A 15,916-nucleotide genomic window follows, 5' to 3' on the forward strand; every position below is an offset into this window, starting at 1 on the left:
TTCTAATTGTCGCGTTCAAATAAATCGGCAGATGAAAATAGGCACTATACCGATTTAAACCCCTTCATAATGAGATCCCAATGATGGTCTGAGCCTCTCCAATTTTTTCCCGGCGGAATTTTGACAGAAGAAACGCGCTGCAGTCCCCAATCGTCATAAATGACGCCTTTTCCCCACTGATTATGGAAATTAACGATAAGTATCCTGAAATCTTTGTTCGAAATTCCATATAGAGCTTGCTCCAGGAGCCGCGCTTCCGAGCTTGAGGTATCTGTACGCACGAAACAAATAGGGCCGGTCTTTATCGTTTTTAAAAATCTAGATACCCTACGATCCACTTGCTCTTTAAATTTGGGGTACAACTGGTTGGGATTATAAGGAACGGGGAAATCATGATACGAATCTACATGGTATTCCGTATCACGTAAAACATAATGATTATCGACTATGTTTATAAGACGCAAATTGTTTACTTCCATAAATCCATTGAACCTTGTCTTAAGGAGATGTGAAATTTTCGAGGAAGGAGAGGATATGAACCAATCAAGTGGGCCACTAAATTTACGGAGTTTTAGTCTTCTTAATTGATGCGCAGTCTGGCACGTTGCTCCAAGGCTGATAAATGCATGGTAAGTTCCTCTATTTTGATTCCAGTCCAAAGACCTTCACCTCAAATTTATATAATTGGGCCGATACATTAGCATTTCTCCTATTCTTTTCCTATTGTATGGGTATCTAGAGATTTAGCCTGTTCAAATGCCTAGATGAACATTTTACGCTACGCCCAAAAAAGGCGAACATCTAATGAAAAAATCAAAAGGGTTGGAAAAGATTCGTAATGGAATTAGGATTATTTCCTGACATTTGCAAGGCTTTTCTTGCTCTACAGGGGATAGGAATTAGGGATGAACGGCTGCAGAAAAAACTAAACAGCCTCAGCCCGTTGGAAGTACGAGCTAAGGCTACTTAATCATTGTATTCTAATGTCTACTGACGGGTTTAGTTCAGACCAGGTGGCTCTATTGTTATTTAAATATTTAGCCTTTTTTAGCTGTTTTAAATGAACTGCGTATTTGATCATACGTATCCGGAGCCGTGTTCTGTAGACTAAAATGCATGTAAACTTTATTTTCGGTAATCAGCGCAATCATTTCTTTATCGTCTGCCGATTGAATGAGTACTAATGATCCTTTTGTGTCTCCGTCATCATAATCAGCAGATTCTACAACCTTCGGATCCTTCAGCTGCTCGTCCTCCGGAAGCGCTCTCTTAGCACCAACACGGAATTTACCTTGCACATCAGGGTGTATACTCTCATCAACAAACTTCGTTTTGGCCTCTTTCGTCCCATTGTGGTAGTTTGTGACATAGGATAATGCCAGCTTTTCATCCGCAGATCGATCCTTCGAATCTGCAGCATTATTACTTGAGCATCCAGATAATATAATCACTGCGGCTAATAAAATAGATAGAAATTTTGTGATGTTCTTCATGTTTTCCCCCTTGAAATATAATACTATTCGTTAGTCTATCAGGTATAGGGGGTATTTGGTAGTAAAATCCAGGATGTTTCCATTAAATTAAGTATTAATTTGTAAAAAATGATAGAAATGACAGATTTAGATTCACTTAAAACGCTCCACTGCATCCATAAAACGCCCATCCATCAGTCGAACAATGTGGTTCACGATCACCTCACAGGGTGTTTTCATCCCATCCTTAATCCAATCCAGCAGCGTTCCTGCAAAGGCATGACTGTAAAATTGAACGATGAACGTTTTGTCCTCTTCCGAGATCACACGGGAATCCGAAACTTCATTGATAACATTGCTTAGAAGTTCAAACAAAACCTGATTTAAAAACATCTCCAAATGATCTTTTCCAAGGGAACGATATGTGTTCATGCAAAGCGCCTTGTTGCTTTCCACATATTCTAAAATGATCAATAGCCCCTGCTGCCAAGTCGCATAGGATTTGTTGTTCTGGATAGCGCCTAGTGCCTCCGTTTTATATATCCATCCAAGCAGATCATAAATATCCTGAAAATGATAGTAAAAGGTTTGGCGATTCAACTTGCAGTCTTCCACCAAGTCTTTTACCGTGATTTTATCTAAAGTCTTGGTGCCCAGCATATCCTTCAATGCATCAGCTAATGCATGTTTGGTGTACGGATGAATTGGAAACCTCTCCTTAGGATGCAATGTTTCTTATTATTTTACCATAACCTATGGATTTTTTAGACATATGGCACATGAAGTTTAAATTTTAGACACAGGGCTTTACTTGTCTATTTTTATTGCATTCATACTCCTATAAAGTGGAGGTGTCAGGACCACTAAAGGAGGTTGTAAGGATGTATTATAGCAATGGTAACTATGAAGCTTTTGCCCGTCCAAAGAAACCACTCGGTGTTGATCAAAAATCCGCCTATCTGATCGGCTCTGGTCTTGCATCACTGTCCGCAGCCGCATTCCTCATACGGGATGGTCAGATGAAGGGGGAAAACATTCATATTCTTGAAGAACTCGATATTGCCGGAGGTGGATTAGACGGCATCTACGATGACGGTCGAGGGTTCATTATCCGCGGTGGCCGGGAAATGGAGAACCACTTCGAATGCCTGTGGGATCTATTCCGCTCTATTCCTTCACTTGAAACAGAGGGGGCATCGGTATTAGATGAATTTTACTGGCTCAACAAGGAGGATCCGAACTTCTCCTTACAGCGTGCTATCCTCAATCGTGGTGAGGATGCACATACTGATGGCAAATTCACACTGACTCAAACCGCTTCGATGGAAATTATCAAATTGTTCTTTACTCCAGAAGAAGCGCTTGAAGATATGAAAATTACAGATGTCTTCTCTGAAGATTTCTTTAACTCGAATTTCTGGCTTTACTGGCAGACGATGTTTGCATTTGAGCCTTGGCATAGCGCGATGGAAATGCGCAGATATATCGCTAGATTCATTCATCATATCGGGGGATTGCCAGATTTCTCAGCGTTGAAATTTACAAAATACAATCAGTACGAGTCTCTTGCACTGCCGCTAATGAAGTATTTGCAAGGCCATGGTGTCACCTTCCAATATGCAACGACCGTAACGAATGTTGAGTTTGATATTACGGAGAACAAGAAAGTTGCTAAAAAGCTGGTCTATGTTCAACACGGACAAGAAAAATACTTTGACCTGACTGAAAATGATCTGGTATTCATCACGAATGGCAGCAATACCGAGAGCTCCACTTTAGGCGACAACAACACTCCTGCCATTATGAATACCTCCCTCGGGGGAAGCTGGGAGCTTTGGAAGAAGATTGCGGAGCAGGATCCTGCCTTCGGCCGTCCAGACAAATTTTGTGGCAACATTGCGGAAAGCAACTGGGAGTCTGCTACGGTTACAACGTTGGATGACCGAATCCCTCCTTACATCGAGAAAATTTGCAAGCGGGATCCATTCAGTGGCAAGGTCGTTACCGGCGGTATCGTGACAGTAAAAGATTCAAAATGGCTGATGAGCTTTACCTTGAACCGACAGCCTCACTTCAAATCGCAGCCAAAAGACCAGCTTGTCGTATGGGTATACAGCTTGTATTGCGACGTGCCGGGTGACTACATCAAGAAACCGATGAAGGACTGCACGGGTATCGAGATCACGAAAGAATGGCTCTACCACATGGGCGTACCTGAAGCAGAGATTCACGATCTTGCCGTAAACTCCGCAAACTGTGTCCCTTGCATGATGCCTTATGTTACATCTTACTTCATGCCAAGAGCTGCGGGAGATCGTCCGAATGTAGTTCCTGATGGTTGTATCAACGCTGCCTTTATTGGTAACTTTGCCGAAACACCGCGAGACACGGTATTCACTACAGAGTATTCGGTACGTACCGCTATGGAAGCTGTATACACGCTTCTTGATATTGACCGCGGCGTGCCAGAAGTATTTGGATCCGCTTATGATGTCCGTGTGTTGTTAGACTCTACAGCGAAAATGATGGACGGCAAGAAACTAACCGATATGGAGCTGCCACCAGCAATCCAATTAGCAGCAGTGACGGGTGTGCAAAAAGTTTCTCACACCAGAATCATGCAGCTGCTTAAAGAGTATAAGTTGATTTAAACGTAGACGAATAGATGTAAAGCGATGAGGCTGTTGCACAATGGTGAGAGATCAAATCACTGTGCTTCAGCCTCATTTTTATGTCCTACGAACATAGCTGATAGCTAGATGAGCTCCCGATTGTTGTCGTTCTCCGTATAGATGGATATTAGAACGATGGCAGTGTCATCACCGATGTTTTTCACCAAATGGGGTGTACATGCGTTCCAACTGAAGGAATCACCTTTTTCAAATTCGGCCGCGTCTTCTCCCTGCTCTGCGTAGATTCTACCTTCAATGACAATATGAACCTCCTCACCTTCATGCGCATGTGGAGCAATTCCCGTTGAAGCCCCTGGAGGGAACTCTACGACCATCATCCTTACGTTCTTCGTAGAGCTTAAGTGCTGCACTATTAACTTATCTGAACCGCTTGTCGTAATGCTTCGCTCATCTTTACGAACAATATTCATCCGATCTTCTTTCTTTAATAGCAAGTACGCTAAAGGTACTTTTAGTGCTTTTGCGATGTTTTCTAGAGTTGATATGGAAGGGGAAGTCTTATTTGTTTCCACTTGACTCATGAATCCTTGAGACAGACCGGTTTCTTCGCAGATTTGAGCAATAGTTATATTTTTTCGTTTTCGGATAGCACGTATTGTGGAGCCAATATCCATAGGACTGCACCTCTTTAATATTAGTGATAACAAATATAATTATATATTAGCAATTCTTTTGTTGACACGCTACTTGCTTTTGATTAGTATTACTAATATGAATTTTATTTCTTTATAACTAATATTATTTTGAGGGTGATTAGTGTGACGAAGACAGCTGCAGTAACAATTATTATGCGTGTAGTGCTGGGAATCATATTTATGTTTCATGGTATCGCGAAATTTCAAATGGGCATGACTAATGTTGAGGCGTGGTTCAGTTCCATTGGTATCCCTGGATTTGCGGCTTATATCGTGGCGCTGCTTGAGCTTGTGGGCGGTATTATGCTGATAGCGGGGTTGTTTACCCGTTATGTATCGGCGTTATTCGTAGTCATGCTTATTGGTGCAATACTGACTGCAAAACTCTCCGCCGGACTTCTTGGCAATGCTCAAATGGCTGGCTATGAGTTGGATCTTGGATTTATGATGGTTTCTTTATACCTTGCAGTGGCCGACCGGTCGCCATTCTCGCTTGACCGCATTATTATGGCAGGAAAAGCGTCTCAAAAAGGGTGGTTCAAATGACTCCGTTTTACCAATATGACGTTCACCTGCCTGCCAATGTAGTACCGAATAAGAAATACCCGGTTATTTTTACGCTGCACGGTAAAGGTTCTAATGAAGGAAATATGTTTGGCTTGGTAGCACCTATAAGTGATGATTTCATTGTCATTGGGATTCGCGGCAATCTACCGCTTGGTGCAGGATATCAATATTACGAACTGAAAAGTTTGGGCAATCCCATTCGAGAGATGTTTGATGAGGCGGTAAAACAGCTCGAAGCTTTCATTCAATATGCGATGGATAAGTATCCGATCGATCCGGACAAATGTTACTTGCTCGGCTTCAGTCAAGGCGCCATTTTATCCATGACGCTTGCACTTACAATGGGAGATCAACTAAAGGGAATCGTTGCGTTGAACGGATACATTCCTGACTTTGTAAAGACGGAATATTCACTTCGAAGTCTGAATAATGTATCGGTATTTGTCTCGCACGGTGAGTATGATTCCGTATTCCCAGTCAGGATCGTGCATGAAACGGCGACATATTTAAAGGAACACACGAAACGAATCACATTAAAGATATACCCGACCGACCATGGCGTTTCGGAAGAAAATCAACGTGATGTTCTGGATTGGCTTAGGCAGGATGCTGGTTTAACTATTAACAGGGTATAAAAGTTGTTTCGTTCACAATAAGACATAAACATTGGTTAAAAGAGGAGTTGTGTTAATGCCTGCTGTTAAGGAGTTTGATCCGAAAGTCATTTCTCTTCTACAAGAGAGAATTAAAATGATCAACACGGAAAACGGAGCCATTTATCTAGTCGGACCAATAAATCTTCCGATTAATTTGCGGGGGAAGACCGTTCAGTTTAAATGGTATTGCTGGTTGAATTGCAGCGAGGTAACGGAAGATTTTGAGCGTATTGTTGCCAAATTATCGAATGTGAATTTAGCTGAATTTCAACAATCGAGTGTGCTGGTGCACGGAGACTTCGAGAATGCAGATCATGCTTTAATCCGGTTCCATTCCATTTGCCACACCGGGGATATTTTCGGCAGCAAACGCTGTGATTGCGGATATCAGCTAGAACAGTCATTGGTGCATATTGCCGAGCATGGAACTGGCGCGCTGTTTTATCTTGCCAACCACGAAGGCAGAGGGATCGGGCTTTTCAGTAAAGCGCTGGCTTATATCCTTCAGCAAAATGGTTACGATACCGTAGATGCCAATCTTAAACTTGGATTTGTTGACGATGCCCGTGATTATAGTGATGCGATACAAGTATTAAATGTCCTTCGGACCAAACCGGTTACACTGATAACCAATAACCCCAAAAAGATTGATGCGCTTCGAAACGCAGGCATGGCAGTGGAAGATCGGGTACAGCTTTGGGGGGATGTATCGGAATTTAATGAAAAATACTTAAAAACCAAAATCGAGCGGTCGGGGCATATAAACGAAGGGAATGGCTCCTGCAACAATGATGAATAACCATGAATTCTATATGCGGCTGGCCATACAGAATGCAAAGGCCATGAAGGGGCAGACTGATCCCAACCCGCTTGTAGGGTCTGTGATTGTCAACGAAAACCGCATCGTGGGCATCGGGGTTCATATGAAGGCAGGCGAACCCCATGCCGAAATCCATGCGATCCGCATGGCTGGAGAGCTTACGCGGGGAGCGACCATCTATGTAACGCTTGAGCCTTGTTCCCATTATGGTAGAACAGGGCCATGCGCAGTTGCTATTGTTGAAGCAGGCATTAAAAAAGTGGTGATCGCAGCACTTGACCCTAACCCGCTCGTTTCGGGGAGAGGGGTGGATATACTCCGGGAAGCAGGAATCGAAGTCATCACGGGAGTATGTGAAGAAGAATCTTACCAAATGAATGAGGTTTTCAATAAATTCATTGTTCAGCATATTCCGTTTGTGACTTTAAAAACAGCTATCACGATGGATGGGAAAATCAATAGCTACTCATCCGATAGCAAATGGATTACTTCAGAAGCGGCTCGGGAAGATGTCCACGTTCTCCGCAATCAGAATGCCGCGATCTTAGTTGGCGTCAACACGGTGCTTACAGATGACCCCGAGCTTACAACAAGGTTGCCTAACGGTAGGAATCCGATACGTGTGGTTTTGGATTCCTCTTTACGGTTACCTTTGGATGCTAAGGTGGTTACAGATGGAGAAGCTCCTACTTGGGTGTTTACAACAACTTCCCACGACGTCGAGAAGAGGGAGGCATTAGAAAAGGCAGGCGTTAAAGTCTTTGTTACGGAACAGACGGGCAGGGTCAATCCAACCGAAGTTATTCAGCTTTTGGGCAGGGAGTTGATCTCTTCCGTTTTGATAGAAGGCGGTGGTGAAATCAATGCAGCCTTTTTTGAGAATAAACTCATCGACAAAGTCATTATATACATGGCTCCGAAGCTGATAGGTGGTCGGAATGCATCGTCCTTTCTCGGCGGGACAGGGATCGAAAAGATGAGTGGCGCTGTAGAGCTTCACAATGTCAGTGTGCAGCCATTAGATAAAGATTTTAAATTTGTGGGTTACCCGTATGCAAAAGCCCAGCACCGGTAAGGTACTGGGCCGCTATTTTCTTCTCTAAAAACATGTAAATGACACAATGCTTCTTAGATCGACTCCCGTAAACATCCATCCAAAACCGGTCCATCTAAAACCTGCAACGGATCTACGTCCTACAAAGGTTGGGAAGAACCAAAACGAGTTCCCATTTCTCAACCACACATACGTATTGCGGAATAAACAACCGGAAATAGCTCCGGGGTCGATGGCGAACGCTGTAGCAGCGGGTTGTGGCGGTGCAAATTGTGGTGGAGGGGAGGATGGTGCCTGCTGTATTCCTTGTGGTCCTTGAGGCGATACAAATGCCATAAGATTTCACTCCTTAGATTAGGCTTGATCAGGCCTATATTAATGAAATGGCGAGTAAATTGAACAGCACTAGGGGCAAGACAAAATCATTTTGGAAACCAGGAACAAAACCGCGACTAGCCCCATGGCTTGGAAGTCGTAAGTATAAAATTCCTCTTTCACAGTGGATAAGTACCCCTTCAAAAACATCGCCATCCATCGTCTCCACTAGAACATGTTTATTCATATGGTTGCGGCATATATGTCCTATGTGATCTTGAATGGATCTTACGTTATGCATAGTCGTTGGATCCATTCGATACAGTGTTTGTTCTTGTTGCCCCTGTTGTTGCAAGCTCATGGTCGTAACCTCCAATTTAGATTTGTTCATTTTCTCCATCGTATGCAGATGCCTATAGGGGAGTGACGATCTATTCAGAAGATGAGGGGTGATAAAATAAACAAATGTCCTAATGATCTGTTTTAGCACCTAAGAGTTCATCGTCATCCTTGCGTATCGTGATATCTATTATATGGATAGAAAATATCCTGCATTGGAGATTTTCAACTTTACGAATATTCGCTTATCAGCAAATTATTCAGCTTGTTGAAAGCAATAAAGGTACCTTGTACGATATTAATGAAGCATCTCTCACGTATATAAAATAAGGTGTACCTAAAAAACCCGACCTCTCAAGCGGCCGGGTTTTCCTATGTGTAAAGGGAAAAATTCTATTTTGCATTCTTATCTGGCTGATGAATCCCAAAAGTATTTCCCTCGGTGTCAATATAATACCCCTGCCATGCCATTCCGGGTAGTGCATGCTTCGGCAATGCGACTTTGCCTCCAAGATTCAGGATTTTTGTCTCAGTAGAATCGTAGTCTTCCACTCCCATTGTACATGCATAGCCATTCAAAGGCTGACCTGATTCAGGGGTAGTGCCTTTACGTTGCATCAAAGCCCCGTTAATGCCCAGTTCATTTGCATCCCCCGTCGTAGCTCCGAAATAGGGCATTCCAGCATAATCGCTCCAATCCTCAAATGTCCATCCAAATACCTCTCCATAAAACTTCTTAGCACGTTCCATGTCATCTACATGAATTTCAAAATGAACGATTCTGCCCATGATTACCTCCTACGTTTTGATTTTCTAAAATCCTATTATGCATGCTTTTTGTTTCCCCTAGATCATTATTGTAAATACGCAAAAAAATAATACATTTCATAATATGATCAGTTAAAGGAGAAGACTTACACATTACAGGTGTATAAAGAAATGTTAGAGGATCTAAGGTTGGTTTCTGTTCACTTTGTTATTAATAAAATAGGTGTCGTAAGATTCCTTGAACGTGTATCCCAGCTTTTTTGCTAGCTCAACAGACTCAGCATTCGCCGCATCCCAACTCGGGTATTTCCCTCTATCCAGACAATCTAAAATCAGTACAGAGGCAACAGTTGCTGCAAGTCCCTTTCTTCTATGGTTAGGGTGACTCGCAATTTCGATCTCGATTCCGTCATCATAGATGCTAAATGATGTTGCCGCAGAAACAACCTGCCCTTTATGTAAAATAGCATACCCGATTCCTCTTTCCATAAAATCATCAATCGAATCAAACTGACTGACAAAGTCTTCTGAGAGCTCATGGAAGGAAGGGGCGTTAGCTATCTCTTTATCAATTTTTTTAATTTCATATTCTTCAGGTAATGCAGACAGTAGATTCTGTATGTGTGCTCTATCCAAATCCACAGAATCTTTTTTAAATCTGAATCGCTGAAATTTCTCATAGGATCCTTTGTAAACCGTTTCTATCCGCTTTTTCCACCCATCCGAATCAACAATTGCAAGCGTAAATTCAGGAAGATTGTGAAGTAATTCTTCAGATTCTTCTGCGCTGGGGTTCCCCGCATAAAACACAAAAATCCCCACAGTGATTTGAGCAACAGTTGGATTTTCAAGGTTGTCTACCCAAGCGTCACCCATATGTCCTTGGAGATAGGAGAGAACAATCGTGCTATCCATATGTTCGAACATAGGTACCAATTTTTCTCTTACATTGTGATCTGCTTTATAAATCATTCAATTCCTTCTTTCTAATAATAGTTTCCTGTATTACCATATCATGCACCCACAGATATTACTATATTAGGATTCCGGCCATGGCCAGTTAAGCAGCTGCAAAAATACGAAAAGGGGATATACAGGTCATTTCACATGACTTGTATATCCCCTTTGTATGAGAACTGTTCAACTTGTTATGTACAAATTAGAACAGTTTCTTGATCGAATCAAAAACACCGCTGGCTTTATCTACGGTCAATTTCGCTTTTACACCCTCGATTAATGCATTGATCTGATCATTTGGCAGGTCAATCCCTATTACAGATTCGATCGCCGAGACAGGATCACTCATAAATTTAGATGAGAAGTCCGGATCGTTTTTGACTTTTGCAACGACTTCTTCAATTTTTGCTTTGATATCCATGTGCAATCCCTCCTTTGGATTTGTACTATTTTCATTCTTCGCTATTATACTAGAACTTATTCGTTAAGTAAAAAGCGGGGGACTGTTTGGAAAAAGATATGGCGCCAACTTCGCTGCAATCACTTGGTGGCCCCTGTTGTTCGGGTGTATCGGCAAAAATCCGCCCAGTGCATCTTCAATCTTTCCATGTTGAAATCCATAGATAAGCTCGGCCTGCTTCCCTTCAAACCACTTATGAGCGGGAGCTACCGTAACATCAAAATGACGGGAAATTTCACTGATTAGAAGATTTAATTTGCTTACCGCATCAACGGCAAGAGGGCTTTTGGGAAATGGATTGTATTGGGTGCAGCAAACGATTCGAGCACAGCTTCCTGCTTGAATTTGAGTGAAAATGGAACTTAAATTCCGTTCATAGTTTGCAATCATATGTTTTACTTCCGGTGCTGTTTTAGATCTAAGCGCGGCTAGTGCCGTGTTCGCTAAGTCCACCCCGCCAATCCATACCGAAACGACTGAGGAATGACTGATTACAGGGGCCCCGCGCCAAATCAAAGCATCCAATAGATCATAGCTGTTCCAACCAGGCTGAGCCAGAACAAAGCCTTGGGCCCTGCATGATTTTGAATGTAACGCAGAGACGATCAATCGGGGATAAGACTACGCTAGTGAAGAAGCATTTTCCCCAAATGTGATGGAGTCCCCAAGAGCCGTATAGATCATAATGATATCACCCGTTCCATTCTTTATCATAAAGACAACGTCAACCACCAGATGAAAACAATAACAATGATAACGTTTGACCGAATGCTCGTGTATTTTCGTCACATACAGCCTAGAAACATTATATTGCGGCTGCGTATTAGTTGTGAGTCAGGAATGTATGATTCGGAATGTAGAGGTAAAGGTGAGAGTGGTCTGTACCTTCCTAAAAATTAGTAGAGCTGAATGACCATTTTATGGTATCTTATTTTTGTGATTGATGTCATTAACTGGGGGATACCTAAGGATGATCGGGAACGCGACGGAGAAAGAACGTACTATTTTTGATCATGTCGGAAGCACAATTAAGACAGAAGATCGAGAGATTCGAATCCTTGCCAAATATGAGGAGCCCTTGGTTATGGTACTAGGAAATGTCCTTAGTAATGAAGAGTGCGATGAACTGATTGAACACTCAAGAGACCGGCTGCAGCGCTCCAAAATCGGAGAAGACCGTTCGGTCGATCAAATTAGAACGAGTAGTGGAGTATTTTGTGAAGACAGTGAGTCGATCGCAAGGATTGAGAAGCGAATCGCTCAAATCATGAATATTCCCATCGAGCATGGTGATGGTTTGCAAGTGCTGCTCTATACCCCCGGTCAGGAGTATAAACCGCATTATGATTACTTCGCTGAGACGAGTCGGGCAAGTGGCAATAATCGAATTAGTACACTAGTTATGTATCTGAATGATGTGGAGGAAGGCGGAGAAACGACCTTCCCTAAGCTTAATTTATCCGTGTTCCCTAATAAAGGCATGGCGGTCTACTTCGAATATTTTTACAGTAATCCTGAATTAAACGAACTTACCCTGCATGCAGGTACACCTGTAAGCAAAGGCGAAAAGTGGGTCGCCACGATGTGGATGAGAAGACAAACCTTTCGAATTTCATAGGTTTGGAAGGAATGCCCTTGCCCTTTGCCGAAATACTCCTTGATTACAGGTTATGGATATTTTTTCTTACGGTACAGTAATCCGGTTTTTGGATAGATGATGATGAAGACGAAATAGTGGTTGCTTTACAAAAGGCTCGACCTGATTAGGTCTGAGCTTTTTTAATACCCAACAAAAGCGTTAAGGGATACTTATTAAACCCTTCCATGTATTCAAACTTTTTAGGGCAAAAGTCCTTTTTTAATAGATTGGTTTATGTTAACATCTAACAGACAGGCAGTCGGTCTACTAAAGAAAGAGGTATATGGATGAGAATTGTAAAAGAAGCCGAAGAGCGTAGAAATGAAATTCTTGACGCAGCGGATGAGCTTTTTGGCCTGAAAGGCTTTGACGGTGCAAGTACAAACGATATCCTCGATAAGGTCGGGATTGCACGTGGAACCTTATATCACCACTTTAAATCGAAGGAGGATATATTAGACGCGCTGATCGAGCGGTACAATGTCCGCCTATTAGGTGCGGCGCAGGATATTGCTGCTGACAAGAGCATCCCTGTAGTCGAGCGTATTATCCGTGTAGTCATGGCACTGAACATAAGCGGCGGGAGCAGCAGGGAGATAATGGAGCATATTCACAAGCCGCAGAACGCACTTATGCATCAGAAAGTACAGAAGGTCATCATTAACGGCGTTACGCCGATACTGGCGGAAATTATCCGCGAAGGCATCCAGGTGGGCATGTTCCATACGCCGTTCCCATATGAATGCATGGAGATGATCGTGATCTATGCAAATACCGTGTTGGATGATGATGTGGTTGAATTGACGGACGAAGAGCGGATGTTACGTATGCAGGCATTTGTTTATAACATAGAGAGACTGCTTGGGGCTGCAGAGGGAAGTCTCATTCACACGATGAGGATGTTCGGAAACATAAACGGAAAACATGCCGAGTAGTTAAATAGAACTACATCATTCGGAAAAAAATGTGAATTTTTTCTTGAGATCATGAAGGTTTCGTATCCGACCAAAACGTCCTAGTTTCAAACGGAGCCGGAACATATAAGTTCTCGTTCTATCATCAGGGAAGATAGCCATATGACTAGTGACAGATAACAGGGAAGGGTTGCTTAGGTTACTTATGAACATCGCTGACTTATTGCTGCAATTTTGTTCTGCATGGCTTTTGTGATTCTGTACGACTTGAAATCGGCTAAGAAGTTCGAGGAACAGAGGTGACGTATGCATTTCAGGATAATCCGTAATGACATGTTGAAGAGCAAGGCAATAACCCTGACAACGATGATATTTGTTGCCGCTGCGGCAATGCTTGTCTCACTGGCGGCAATTCTCATCGTCAATCTAACAGGCGCGTTAGACACACTTATGATTCAGGCGAAAACGCCGCATTTTATGCAGATGCACTCAGGTGCACTTAACACAGCACGGCTGAATGCTTTTGCGGAGCAAGATGCTAATGTTGAAGACTTTCAGGTGCTTGAGTTTTTGAATATGGACGGCTCGCAAATCCACTTTGGCAATGGTTCACTTGCTAATAGTGTGCAGGACAATGGTCTTACTGTCCAGAGCGAGAAGTTCGACTTCCTCTTGAATCTTGACGGCAGTCCTATCCAAGCATCCGATGGAGAACTGTACGTTCCGATCAGCTACATCAAGGACGGAATCACGAAGATTGGCGACAAGGCGAACATAAGCGGGAAGGAGTTCACGGTTGCGGGCATGCTTCGAGATTCGCAAATGAATTCCTCGTTAGCTTCTTCGAAGCGAATGCTGGTCAGTAAGCATGATTATGAGGAGTTAAAACATGCAGGGAACGTCGAGTATTTGATCGAGTTTAGACTCAAGGATTTGTCTAAGACGAGTGAATTCGAAACGGCTTATGCCTCTTCTGGACTCGAAGCGAACGGGCCAGCGATTACATATTCTCTCTTCAAAACACTTAACGCGATTTCCGACGGGATGATGATAGGGGTGATCCTTCTAGTCAGCGTACTTGTTGTAGCAATCGCATTGATGTGCATCCGCTTTACACTCCTGGCGAAGATCGAAGACGATTACCGCGAGATTGGCGTGATGAAGGCCATAGGGCTTCGCATTTCCGATATCAAGGGAATTTATCTGGTGAAGTATGCGGCGATTGCAGCGGCAGGCTGTGTGCTCGGTTATGCACTTTCTTTTGTATTCAAAGGGATGCTCCTTGAAAATATCCGCATGTATATGGGAGAAAGCGAGAACACTTCTGTTGCTATGCTCTTCGGAGTAATCGGCGTACTGCTTGTATTTGGGGCAATTATTGCTTTTGTAAATGGAGTGCTAAGGCGCTTCCGGAAAATATCCGCCGCTGAAGCCATTCGCTATGGAACTTCTCAGGAAAAGGCCTCGGGCGCAAAACGCTTCAATCTGAGTAACAACAAACTGTTCCATACCAATGCTTTTCTTGGTATCAAAGATGTGCTTGCGAGGAAGAAGCTATACGTCACCATGCTTGCCGTGTTGGTGATTTCGGCATTTATCATCATCGTTCCTCAGAACCTCTACAACACCATTTCCTCAAAAAGCTTCATCAAATATATGGGGATAGGCAACAGCGATATGCGTATCGATATACAGCAGACTGACCATATGTCTGAGAAGGCGGCTGAAACGCTCAAAACAATGAGCAGCGATAGCGCGATCTCCAAGTATGCGGTACTCACAACCAAAACATTTAAAGCTAAGATGGAGAATGGCTCGGAGGAAAGGGTAAAGATCGAGCTCGGAGACCATTCCGTATTCCCAGTGCAATATTCGGAGGGTACGGCTCCACGTGTAGAAGATGAAGTGGCGCTGTCGGTCATGAACGCCAAAGAGCTCGACAAAAAAGTCGGCGATACCATGATTCTAGTGATAGAGGGGAAAGAAAAAAATCTCAAGGTAAGCGGCATTTATTCTGACATTACCAATGGAGGCAAAACCGCAAAGGCGGTGTTTACCGATCAGTCGGCAGAGATGATGTGGGTTGTGATCAGTGCGGTAATTGCTGACAAATCGCTTATCGGTAGTAAAGTTTCAGAATATGCGGATAAATTCCCTTTTGCAAAGGTGTCAGACATCGATGAGTTTATGGCACAGACATTTGGCTCGACAATCAGTGCTGTTGGCAAGGCATCCTATTCCGCAATTGCCGTTGCGTTGTTGATAGCGGTACTGGTTACCTTGTTGTTTATGAAACTGCTTGTTGCAAAGGATAGATACTCCATTGCCGTTATGAAGGCATTCGGTTTTACAAATTCGGATATTCAGGCGCAGTATGTGACGCGTTCCGTGTTCGTGCTGATTGTGGGCATTGTCCTTGGAACGCTTCTAGCCAATACGCTCGGTGAGATGCTTGCGGGGGCAATGGTCTCTTACTTTGGGGCGTCGGCGTTCCAATTTACGGTCAATCCACTGTCAGCATATCTGCTTAGCCCACTAATGATGATCGGTACTGTGCTTATCGCAACCATCATCGGTACATCGAGAGCAGGGCAAATCAAAATTTCCGAAAGTATAAAGGAGTAGGC

At 43.2% G+C, this 15,916-nt stretch carries 17 protein-coding genes; 8 read left to right on the forward strand and 9 right to left on the reverse strand.

All coding sequences use genetic code 11. The features are described from left to right. Positions 1 to 44: 44 nt before the first annotated feature. The 3 genes from ABN764_RS12010 to ABN764_RS12020 all read right to left on the reverse strand — a co-directional run bounded on the left by ABN764_RS12010 (position 45) and on the right by ABN764_RS12020 (position 2,072). On the reverse strand, positions 45 to 659 hold the full coding sequence (locus ABN764_RS12010; RefSeq protein WP_268626230.1) for a DUF1796 family putative cysteine peptidase: 615 nt from the start codon (positions 657 to 659) through the stop codon (positions 45 to 47). Positions 660 to 1,037: 378 nt separating this feature from the next. Then, positions 1,038 to 1,493, reverse strand: a complete 456-nt coding sequence (locus ABN764_RS12015; RefSeq protein ID WP_268626229.1) for a hypothetical protein — start codon at positions 1,491 to 1,493, stop codon at positions 1,038 to 1,040. Positions 1,494 to 1,625: 132 nt separating this feature from the next. Further along, positions 1,626 to 2,072: a TetR-like C-terminal domain-containing protein gene (locus ABN764_RS12020; protein ID WP_446672006.1), complete on the reverse strand. Its 447-nt coding sequence runs from the start codon at positions 2,070 to 2,072 to the stop codon at positions 1,626 to 1,628. Positions 2,073 to 2,353: 281 nt separating this feature from the next. Here ABN764_RS12020 and ABN764_RS12025 point away from each other — a divergent pair, with 281 nt between their 5' ends. After that, on the forward strand, positions 2,354 to 4,123 hold the full coding sequence (locus ABN764_RS12025) for an oleate hydratase (RefSeq protein ID WP_446672007.1): 1,770 nt from the start codon (positions 2,354 to 2,356) through the stop codon (positions 4,121 to 4,123). A gap of 104 nt (positions 4,124 to 4,227) precedes the next feature. On the opposite strand, the gene ABN764_RS12030 is transcribed toward ABN764_RS12025, so the two are convergent. Next, positions 4,228 to 4,779, reverse strand: coding sequence for a helix-turn-helix domain-containing protein (locus ABN764_RS12030; protein ID WP_174808691.1), 552 nt, complete (start codon positions 4,777 to 4,779; stop codon positions 4,228 to 4,230). A gap of 174 nt (positions 4,780 to 4,953) precedes the next feature. Between ABN764_RS12030 and ABN764_RS12035 the strand changes: the two genes are divergently transcribed. The 4 genes from ABN764_RS12035 to ribD are packed head-to-tail and all read left to right on the forward strand — an operon-like array spanning position 4,954 to position 7,918. Further along, positions 4,954 to 5,346 (forward strand): DoxX family protein, encoded by a 393-nt coding sequence (locus tag ABN764_RS12035; RefSeq protein ID WP_446672246.1) that lies wholly within the window; start codon positions 4,954 to 4,956, stop codon positions 5,344 to 5,346. Continuing rightward, on the forward strand, positions 5,343 to 6,002 hold the full coding sequence (locus ABN764_RS12040; protein WP_446672008.1) for an alpha/beta hydrolase: 660 nt from the start codon (positions 5,343 to 5,345) through the stop codon (positions 6,000 to 6,002). Before ABN764_RS12035 ends, ABN764_RS12040 begins: the two co-directional genes overlap by 4 nt. Positions 6,003 to 6,057: 55 nt before the next feature. Beyond that, a complete protein-coding gene (locus ABN764_RS12045) occupies positions 6,058 to 6,822 on the forward strand; it encodes a GTP cyclohydrolase II (RefSeq protein ID WP_446672009.1) in 765 nt (254 codons plus the stop codon). Further along, complete coding sequence (gene ribD / locus ABN764_RS12050) at positions 6,815 to 7,918, forward strand: bifunctional diaminohydroxyphosphoribosylaminopyrimidine deaminase/5-amino-6-(5-phosphoribosylamino)uracil reductase RibD (protein WP_446672247.1); 1,104 nt, start codon at positions 6,815 to 6,817, stop codon at positions 7,916 to 7,918. Before ABN764_RS12045 ends, ribD begins: the two co-directional genes overlap by 8 nt. A gap of 349 nt (positions 7,919 to 8,267) precedes the next feature. Here the strand turns inward: ribD and ABN764_RS12055 are convergent, their stop codons facing one another. The 5 genes from ABN764_RS12055 to ABN764_RS12075 form a co-directional block, all read right to left on the reverse strand. Beyond that, positions 8,268 to 8,573, reverse strand: coding sequence for a hypothetical protein (locus ABN764_RS12055; protein WP_268626225.1), 306 nt, complete (start codon positions 8,571 to 8,573; stop codon positions 8,268 to 8,270). Between the two features lie 371 nt (positions 8,574 to 8,944). Next, positions 8,945 to 9,340, reverse strand: coding sequence for a VOC family protein (locus ABN764_RS12060; RefSeq protein ID WP_021252798.1), 396 nt, complete (start codon positions 9,338 to 9,340; stop codon positions 8,945 to 8,947). Positions 9,341 to 9,502: 162 nt separating this feature from the next. Further along, positions 9,503 to 10,291, reverse strand: a complete 789-nt coding sequence (locus ABN764_RS12065) for a GNAT family N-acetyltransferase (protein WP_446672010.1) — start codon at positions 10,289 to 10,291, stop codon at positions 9,503 to 9,505. A gap of 187 nt (positions 10,292 to 10,478) precedes the next feature. Continuing rightward, a complete protein-coding gene (locus ABN764_RS12070; RefSeq protein ID WP_028533469.1) occupies positions 10,479 to 10,697 on the reverse strand; it encodes a hypothetical protein in 219 nt (72 codons plus the stop codon). A 63-nt stretch (positions 10,698 to 10,760) separates the two neighbouring features. Beyond that, positions 10,761 to 11,345, reverse strand: coding sequence for an SGNH/GDSL hydrolase family protein (locus ABN764_RS12075; protein WP_446672011.1), 585 nt, complete (start codon positions 11,343 to 11,345; stop codon positions 10,761 to 10,763). A gap of 361 nt (positions 11,346 to 11,706) precedes the next feature. Between ABN764_RS12075 and ABN764_RS12080 the strand changes: the two genes are divergently transcribed. From ABN764_RS12080 to ABN764_RS12090, 3 genes are all read left to right on the forward strand, one after another. Then, on the forward strand, positions 11,707 to 12,354 hold the full coding sequence (locus ABN764_RS12080; protein ID WP_446672012.1) for a 2OG-Fe(II) oxygenase: 648 nt from the start codon (positions 11,707 to 11,709) through the stop codon (positions 12,352 to 12,354). Between the two features lie 308 nt (positions 12,355 to 12,662). Next, positions 12,663 to 13,310 carry a TetR/AcrR family transcriptional regulator gene (locus tag ABN764_RS12085; RefSeq protein WP_174808704.1) on the forward strand — a complete coding sequence of 216 codons (648 nt, stop codon included), beginning with the start codon at positions 12,663 to 12,665 and terminating at the stop codon, positions 13,308 to 13,310. A 285-nt stretch (positions 13,311 to 13,595) separates the two neighbouring features. Then, a complete protein-coding gene (locus ABN764_RS12090; RefSeq protein WP_446672013.1) occupies positions 13,596 to 15,914 on the forward strand; it encodes an ABC transporter permease in 2,319 nt (772 codons plus the stop codon). Positions 15,915 to 15,916 lie beyond the last annotated feature (2 nt).

This window comes from Paenibacillus wuxiensis, from assembly GCF_040195695.1.
In the GTDB taxonomy this organism is placed as follows: Bacteria; Bacillota; Bacilli; order Paenibacillales; family Paenibacillaceae; genus Paenibacillus_B; species Paenibacillus_B suaedae.